The sequence below is a fragment of the Nocardia pseudovaccinii NBRC 100343 genome, assembly GCF_001613225.1.
Lineage (GTDB): Bacteria > Actinomycetota > Actinomycetes > Mycobacteriales > Mycobacteriaceae > Nocardia > Nocardia pseudovaccinii.
The window spans coordinates 1-5,614 of the sequence record NZ_BDBY01000321.1 but is presented as its reverse complement, the minus strand read 5'-3'; the positions used below and the strand labels follow the sequence as shown (position 1 = coordinate 5,614).

13 protein-coding genes are annotated in these 5,614 nt (G+C 68.6%); all 13 read left to right on the top strand.

The genetic code is table 11. The features are described from left to right. Window positions 1–366: hypothetical protein (locus NP3_RS49435; RefSeq protein ID WP_169814640.1), on the top strand; the 366-nt coding region annotated here is incomplete at its 5' end. A 5-nt stretch (window positions 367–371) separates the two neighbouring features. Then, window positions 372–665, top strand: a complete 294-nt coding sequence (locus NP3_RS36470) for a hypothetical protein (protein ID WP_157124798.1) — start codon at window positions 372–374, stop codon at window positions 663–665. Window positions 666–740: 75 nt separating this feature from the next. Continuing rightward, window positions 741–1,013, top strand: a complete 273-nt coding sequence (locus NP3_RS36465; RefSeq protein WP_063046272.1) for a hypothetical protein — start codon at window positions 741–743, stop codon at window positions 1,011–1,013. A 46-nt stretch (window positions 1,014–1,059) separates the two neighbouring features. Continuing rightward, entirely contained in the window at window positions 1,060–1,656 is a 597-nt protein-coding gene (locus NP3_RS36460; protein ID WP_063046271.1) for a WhiB family transcriptional regulator, read from the top strand. Then, complete coding sequence (locus tag NP3_RS36455; RefSeq protein WP_063046270.1) at window positions 1,653–2,003, top strand: hypothetical protein; 351 nt, start codon at window positions 1,653–1,655, stop codon at window positions 2,001–2,003. Before NP3_RS36460 ends, NP3_RS36455 begins: the two co-directional genes overlap by 4 nt. Then, window positions 2,000–2,314 (top strand): hypothetical protein, encoded by a 315-nt coding sequence (locus tag NP3_RS36450; protein ID WP_063046269.1) that lies wholly within the window; start codon window positions 2,000–2,002, stop codon window positions 2,312–2,314. Before NP3_RS36455 ends, NP3_RS36450 begins: the two co-directional genes overlap by 4 nt. Before the next feature lie 64 nt (window positions 2,315–2,378). Further along, window positions 2,379–3,158 carry a DUF6551 family protein gene (locus tag NP3_RS36445; protein ID WP_157124797.1) on the top strand — a complete coding sequence of 260 codons (780 nt, stop codon included), beginning with the start codon at window positions 2,379–2,381 and terminating at the stop codon, window positions 3,156–3,158. A 48-nt stretch (window positions 3,159–3,206) separates the two neighbouring features. After that, window positions 3,207–3,485: a hypothetical protein gene (locus tag NP3_RS36440; RefSeq protein ID WP_157124796.1), complete on the top strand. Its 279-nt coding sequence runs from the start codon at window positions 3,207–3,209 to the stop codon at window positions 3,483–3,485. Next, on the top strand, window positions 3,482–3,874 hold the full coding sequence (locus NP3_RS36435; RefSeq protein WP_063046266.1) for a hypothetical protein: 393 nt from the start codon (window positions 3,482–3,484) through the stop codon (window positions 3,872–3,874). Before NP3_RS36440 ends, NP3_RS36435 begins: the two co-directional genes overlap by 4 nt. After that, window positions 3,856–4,371 carry a DNA N-6-adenine-methyltransferase gene (locus tag NP3_RS36430; protein ID WP_245721256.1) on the top strand — a complete coding sequence of 172 codons (516 nt, stop codon included), beginning with the start codon at window positions 3,856–3,858 and terminating at the stop codon, window positions 4,369–4,371. Before NP3_RS36435 ends, NP3_RS36430 begins: the two co-directional genes overlap by 19 nt. A 79-nt stretch (window positions 4,372–4,450) precedes the next feature. Further along, window positions 4,451–5,197, top strand: coding sequence for a hypothetical protein (locus NP3_RS36425; protein WP_063046265.1), 747 nt, complete (start codon window positions 4,451–4,453; stop codon window positions 5,195–5,197). Next, a complete protein-coding gene (locus tag NP3_RS36420) occupies window positions 5,197–5,409 on the top strand; it encodes a hypothetical protein (RefSeq protein ID WP_063046264.1) in 213 nt (70 codons plus the stop codon). Before NP3_RS36425 ends, NP3_RS36420 begins: the two co-directional genes overlap by 1 nt. Continuing rightward, window positions 5,406–5,614, top strand: a 209-nt coding sequence (locus tag NP3_RS36415) for a hypothetical protein (RefSeq protein ID WP_157124795.1), incomplete at its 3' end; no start/stop codon positions are given. The genes NP3_RS36420 and NP3_RS36415, both read left to right, overlap by 4 nt.

Here is a 5,614-nt window from a genome sequence, read left to right as displayed (position 1 = left end):
ATCATGACCCTCACCTTCGATCTCGCCCGCAACCTGCTCGCGCCGCCGAACGCTGCCGAACAGGCCCTGATCGACACTCTGACCGCCATGTCGTCGGTCACCTACCAGTACGCGATCAAGCTGCCCAACGGCCGCTGGTGGCGCAAGTTCTCCACCCGCCTCGCCTCGCCGAACCACACCACCCCGACCGTCTTTTACGACCGGGCCCGCGCCGGCGACGAGATGTTCGACGTGACCGCCCAGGCCATCGGCGACTACGGGGTGCGCGCCGAGGACTACACCCCGCAGCTGATGGTCCGCGAGGTCGTCATCCGCGGCAACCAGATCAGCACCGGCCCGTGGTACCCAGCGGAAACGGTGCGGTGAGCGCCATGACGATCCTGCACCCGTTCCGCCGTCACCGCGCCGACGAGGTCACGCGTCTGCGGGCCGCGCTGGCGGATCGGGACCGGCAGCTCGCCGAGCTGGGGCGGCGGCTGGACGACGCGCTGGATCGGGAGTCGATGCACGTCAACGCCCCCGACATGGAGCGTCTGGCCACATCCGCAGCGATCGAACGCTACGGCGCCCGTCGCGCTTGCCGCCGCCCCGGCCCGGCCGGTCGGCCGCAGTTGAAGGCGTTGGCAGCCACCGTCCTGACGGTTACCGCCCCGCACATCCTCTGAACAAACAGGGACGCCCCAGCCAGCGTGAACCTGGCTGGGACGTCCCCTTCAGATCATCACAGACAGGACGTCTCAATGCGAACCACCACCCCCTCTACCGAGGTCGCACTCGCCGAGAAGATCGCCGCCAGCGTCCACCAGCTGCTGACGCTGCTGGCCGAGCTCGACGACCCCGAAACCCTGATCGGGAAGGCGACCCGCCTCGAGGCCGCCGGTAACGCCCTCTACCTCGAGGTGCTCGACACCGGCGAGCTGCCCATCACCACAGAGACCCTGATCGCCGCCGTGCGTGAGCGCCTGCCCGAGCAGCTGCGCGTCCTCGTCGGCACCGGCCGCGTTCTCCGCTGACCTGCGCGGCAACCAGCACATCTCACGACTCGAAAGGCCCACGACAATGACCAAGACTGTCACCGCTCTCGACGACTCGGCCCCCAGCACCGACTGGCGTAATCAGGCGGCCTGCGCCGGACATCCCGACCCCGACCTGTGGTTCCCGATCTCCTCGGACGACCCCGCGACCGAAGCCAAAAAGATCTGCTGGGACTACTGCCCGGTCCGCGACGTGTGCGGCATGATCGCGGTCCGCACCGGCGAGCAGTACGCCGTGGCTGGCGGATACCGCACCTCCGATCCTGATGAGCGTGCGCAGCTGCGGGAATGGCTGGGATTTGGTCGCTCGGCAGCGTCGAGGGTCCGCTGCACCGAGTGCGGCGCGACGTTCTCGACCCGCGCCAAGTTCAACACCTGCGAGGACTGCAGGGGCTTCGCGCCGGTCGAGGATCTTCACCGCCACATCAACGCCCTGCTGGACGCCGGACGCAGCGCGCGCAGCATCGCCGCCAGCGCCAGTGTCGGAGTCTCCACGATCTGCAAGCTCGCCAAAAAAGAGGACGGCTGGCAGAACGTGCACAAGACGATCGCCCGCCGCATCCTCGCCATCACCCTCGACGACGTGCACGCCATCACCCTCGACGCGGACGCCGTGGCATGAACACCAGCATCGACATCGACGACGCCGCGGAGCCGCAGGACCTGATCGAGGCCCGCGACGAGTCCGCCACGCTGCCCGAGCTCGCGGCCGCCGACGCGGGCGCGCTGTTCACCGCCGTGCTGCACCTGGCCGTCGCGGTCGAGGCGGGCTCGATCAGCCGGGCCTCGGAGGCCGCGCACCGCGCCCACAGCGCCGCCGCCAACCTCGCCTCCGCGCTCGACGACATCGAAAACGCCGGTGACGAGGAGGATCTCGCGTTCGACCTGCTTGATTTCCAGCGCCGCATCGCCTCCCAGCTCGCCACCGCCGTCGCGGCATTCGACACCAGCACGGAGGTCGCGCCGTGACCAGCGCCTACTCACCCCGCATCGAGCAGCTGCTCGCCCGTGGCCGTGCCGAACTCGGCATCGGCGGCCGCGGATCGACCCCGAAGCTCGGCGAGCTCAGCATCGCGCTCGTCGACCACGGTGACCGCTACGTCCTCACCGACTCCCACCCCGATGGGATGCGCGTGCACATCGGCAAACCGGCGACCGCCGAGGCCGTCAACGACGCCATCCGCGAGGCCATCGCCCACAACAGCGACTGGATCGCCGACGCACTGACCACAAACCTTCCAAACGACGAAGAGACCGAGACCGATCATGACCAGCTCTGACACCACCGCCACCGCTGTCCTGGACCGAGCCAACTCCCTCGACACCCCGCCTGCCGACCCATCGGTGCCCGAGGTCTACATCGACGCGATCACGGTGGCCGAGATGTTCGTCGACACCAGCTATCAGCGCGAGCTCGACAAGCCCCGGGCCCGCGCGATGGCCAAAACATGGGACCGCCGCCTGGTCGGCGTCCTCGACGTCGCCGACCGCGGCCGGGGATCCCTGGCCCGCTACGCGGTGATCAACGGCCAACACCGCGCCGAAGCCGCCCGCCTGATCAACCCCGACATGGCACTGGTCGCCAACGTCCACACCGGTCTGACCGTGGCAGACGAAGCCCGGCTGTTCCACGAAATCGACGCGAAAACCCGCCGTCTGACCACGTGGGACCGGTGGCGCTCACGCCGCGCGGCCGCGGACCCGACCGTCGCCGCGATCGAGGACATCGTCGCCGAGGTCGGGCTGAGCGTCGCCGAGGCCGCCAAGGACGGCGCCATCCGCTGCACCAGCACCCTCGAGCGGATCCACCGCACCGGCGGGAAGTTGCTGCTGGGCAACACATTGCGGCTGATCGTCGAGGTCTGGGGACCTCGCCTCGACGCCGTCGACGCCCCGCTGGTCGCCGGCGTCGCCCTCATCCTGCGCAGCTACGAGCAGCAACTCGACCACGACCGCTTCGCCGAGGTCCTCGTCGACCTCGCGCCCCGCCAGGTCAAGGCCCGCGCGATGGCGCTGAAAGAGACCGAGAAAGGCCAGAACGGCGCACTCGTCGCCCTGGTGATGATCGGCGCCTACAACTCCTCGCGCGGACCGAAGCTCAACCGCAACGAACTGCGCCGCTGACTCCCCCGCTCCCATCTCGTCCAGGGAATCCGCACCAAGGAGGAATCCATGAAATCACTGCACCGCCAACGTCATTCGCGAATGGCAAGCGCGGCCGCGCCCACCCAGCAACACCAGCTGCAACTGGCGCCGCGCGAGACCGACGCCACCGGCCGCCAGCTGTTCAGCGGGTCGTGCAGCTGCGGCGAGATGACCCCGACACCGAGTTGGGGGACCGACGAAATCCACCACGCACACACCCTGCACACCCAGATGCACACCGCCCTGCTCGAGCTGCGCCGCATGAACGGCGACGCCGAGCAGTCCAGGAAGGACAACAACCGATGATCGCGATGTACCGGTACCGGCGCTGGGTGCGCCGCGAAGCCACGGCCGCACGCCAAGAGCCCGCCACCATGGCCCGCCACGCCCAGACCGAAACCCTCGAACCCGGATCCCTGCGATCGGTCACCCTCCGCGACCGCGTCGGCGGCCCCAGGTGGCTGCTCGGCGCATGGGGTCCGCTGCGCACCGTCGACATCTCCACCGGCTGCCCACGCTGTGGCGAACCCCGCGGCATCCCACGCTGGCGAGGCCGCGTCCAGACCTGGACCAACCCATGCGGACACCGCGACCGGCCGCGGACGGTCATCACCGAGGCCGACCAGATCATCCTCGGCGCCCGCGTCGACGCCAACGTCGAGCGCATCCTCGCGCAGTGGCGTTCGGCATCATGACCCTGACCAGCATCGGCAGCCACCATTCGACCCGCGCCGGGTCGAATGTGTGGCTCACCCCGCCGGGGATCCTCACCGCGCTCGGCCCTTTCGACCTCGACCCGTGCGCAGCCACCGACCGGCCATGGGACACCGCACGCCACCACATCGCCCCACCAGACGACGGTCTCGCCGCCGACTGGACGGGGCGGGTCTGGCTGAACCCGCCTTACGCCGCCGTCGACCGCTGGCTGTCCAAACTCGCCGAGCACAGCCACGGAACTGCGATTGTGTTCGCGCGCACCGAGACCCGCTGGTTCATCGACGCCGTGTGGGAACGCGCGACCGCCGTGTTGTTCCTGCACGGACGCCTGCACTTCTACCGGCCAGACGGCTCCCGAGCAGCCGGAAACGCTGGCGCGCCGTCTTGCCTGGTCGCCTACGGCGCCCTCGATGCCGCCCGGTTGGCGACCTGCGGTGTGGCAGGCAGATTCGTCCGGCTGCGAGAGGCGTCATGAACTGCGCGCTCGCCGAGCCCATCACCGGCGCATAAATTCCCCAACCCCCGTCGGAAGAAATCCAACCCAGGAGGAAAAAATGGCCCTGATCAGTCTCGAGATCACGTGGAGCGACGGCTCTCCGATCACGATCACCGCCGAGCAGGTGAGCGCGCATTTCGCGATCTCGCCCACGCTCACCGCCCGCCAGGACGGCACCCTCACCTTCGCCGACCACGGCCGATCGCTTACCCATATCCCCACGGGGCTGCTGATCACCCGCTCCGGATGGCTGGACCTGCGCCGCTACGCCGCCGAGCTGGAGGCCCTTCCCATCAACTGGGCCACGCTCACCCACGCCTCCGAGCTCACCGAAGAGCAAGCCAAGCAAGCCAAGGCGGTCAGCGACCGGCTGATAGCGGAAGACGACACCAGCTGGCCGTGGCCGGAATGGGCGGGCGACAAATCCCAGCCCGCGCTGTCACTGCTGACCGAACGACTCGATTTCGCGCTCAAGTTCACCCAGCGCTACGACTTCGTCACGACAGTGACGAATTCCCTGCGCACTGACCACCCCGAATTGGCCCGCATCGTCGACACCCACCTGCTGGGCTCGCTCATCGCCAGCCACTCCGCCGGATACGGCCTGATCTACCTGCTGTCGGTCTTACAGCGCATCGACCCGACCGCGGCCGACCGCGCCGCCCGCAACCTCGTCGGCGCCTGGGAGGACGGCAGCTCGATGGACGAGTGGATGTACCAGTGGCGCAAGGAGATCGCCGAAGGCGTCCCGCTGACCCTGCACGAATTCCCCGACCTCCCGCTGCTCGAGAAGACGGCCAGTTGATGCACAGGATCACCACGCTCAGGTGCCTGTGCGGCGCACAACTCGACGAAGTCGACACCGACACCGGAATCGCGATCGCCTGCCGCGACTGCGGAACCGCCGAGGCCTGGCCCGAACACATCACCGACAGGCAGACCCCAACCCGCGACATCGCGGAGATGCCGGATGGCCGCGTCCACCCCATCATCGACCCCGATCGGACCGAATCATGACCACCGTCACCGTCGGCACCACCGACTTCCGTCACGCCCTCAACGCTGTGCGCGTGCACGCCTGCACCGACAGCGAGATCCCACCTATCCACCGCATCCGACTCGCCATCGACCAGCACAACATCGTTGTCACCGCGACCGACATGTTCACCGCCGGCCTGGCCATCGCGTCGGTCTGGGAAAGCACCGACGAACCCGGGCAGCA

What these genes read in the sequence shown, in the direction of transcription:
- NP3_RS36455 (WP_063046270.1), top strand. Translation starts at nt 1,653, where the DNA reads ATGAACACCAGCATCGACATCGACGACGCCGCGGAGCCGCAGGACCTG.
- NP3_RS36440 (WP_157124796.1), top strand. Translation starts at nt 3,207, where the DNA reads ATGAAATCACTGCACCGCCAACGTCATTCGCGAATGGCAAGCGCGGCC.
- NP3_RS36465 (WP_063046272.1), top strand. Translation starts at nt 741, where the DNA reads ATGCGAACCACCACCCCCTCTACCGAGGTCGCACTCGCCGAGAAGATC.
- NP3_RS36460 (WP_063046271.1), top strand. Translation starts at nt 1,060, where the DNA reads ATGACCAAGACTGTCACCGCTCTCGACGACTCGGCCCCCAGCACCGAC.
- NP3_RS36470 (WP_157124798.1), top strand. Translation starts at nt 372, where the DNA reads ATGACGATCCTGCACCCGTTCCGCCGTCACCGCGCCGACGAGGTCACG.
- NP3_RS36420 (WP_063046264.1), top strand. Translation starts at nt 5,197, where the DNA reads ATGCACAGGATCACCACGCTCAGGTGCCTGTGCGGCGCACAACTCGAC.
- NP3_RS36435 (WP_063046266.1), top strand. Translation starts at nt 3,482, where the DNA reads ATGATCGCGATGTACCGGTACCGGCGCTGGGTGCGCCGCGAAGCCACG.
- NP3_RS36425 (WP_063046265.1), top strand. Translation starts at nt 4,451, where the DNA reads ATGGCCCTGATCAGTCTCGAGATCACGTGGAGCGACGGCTCTCCGATC.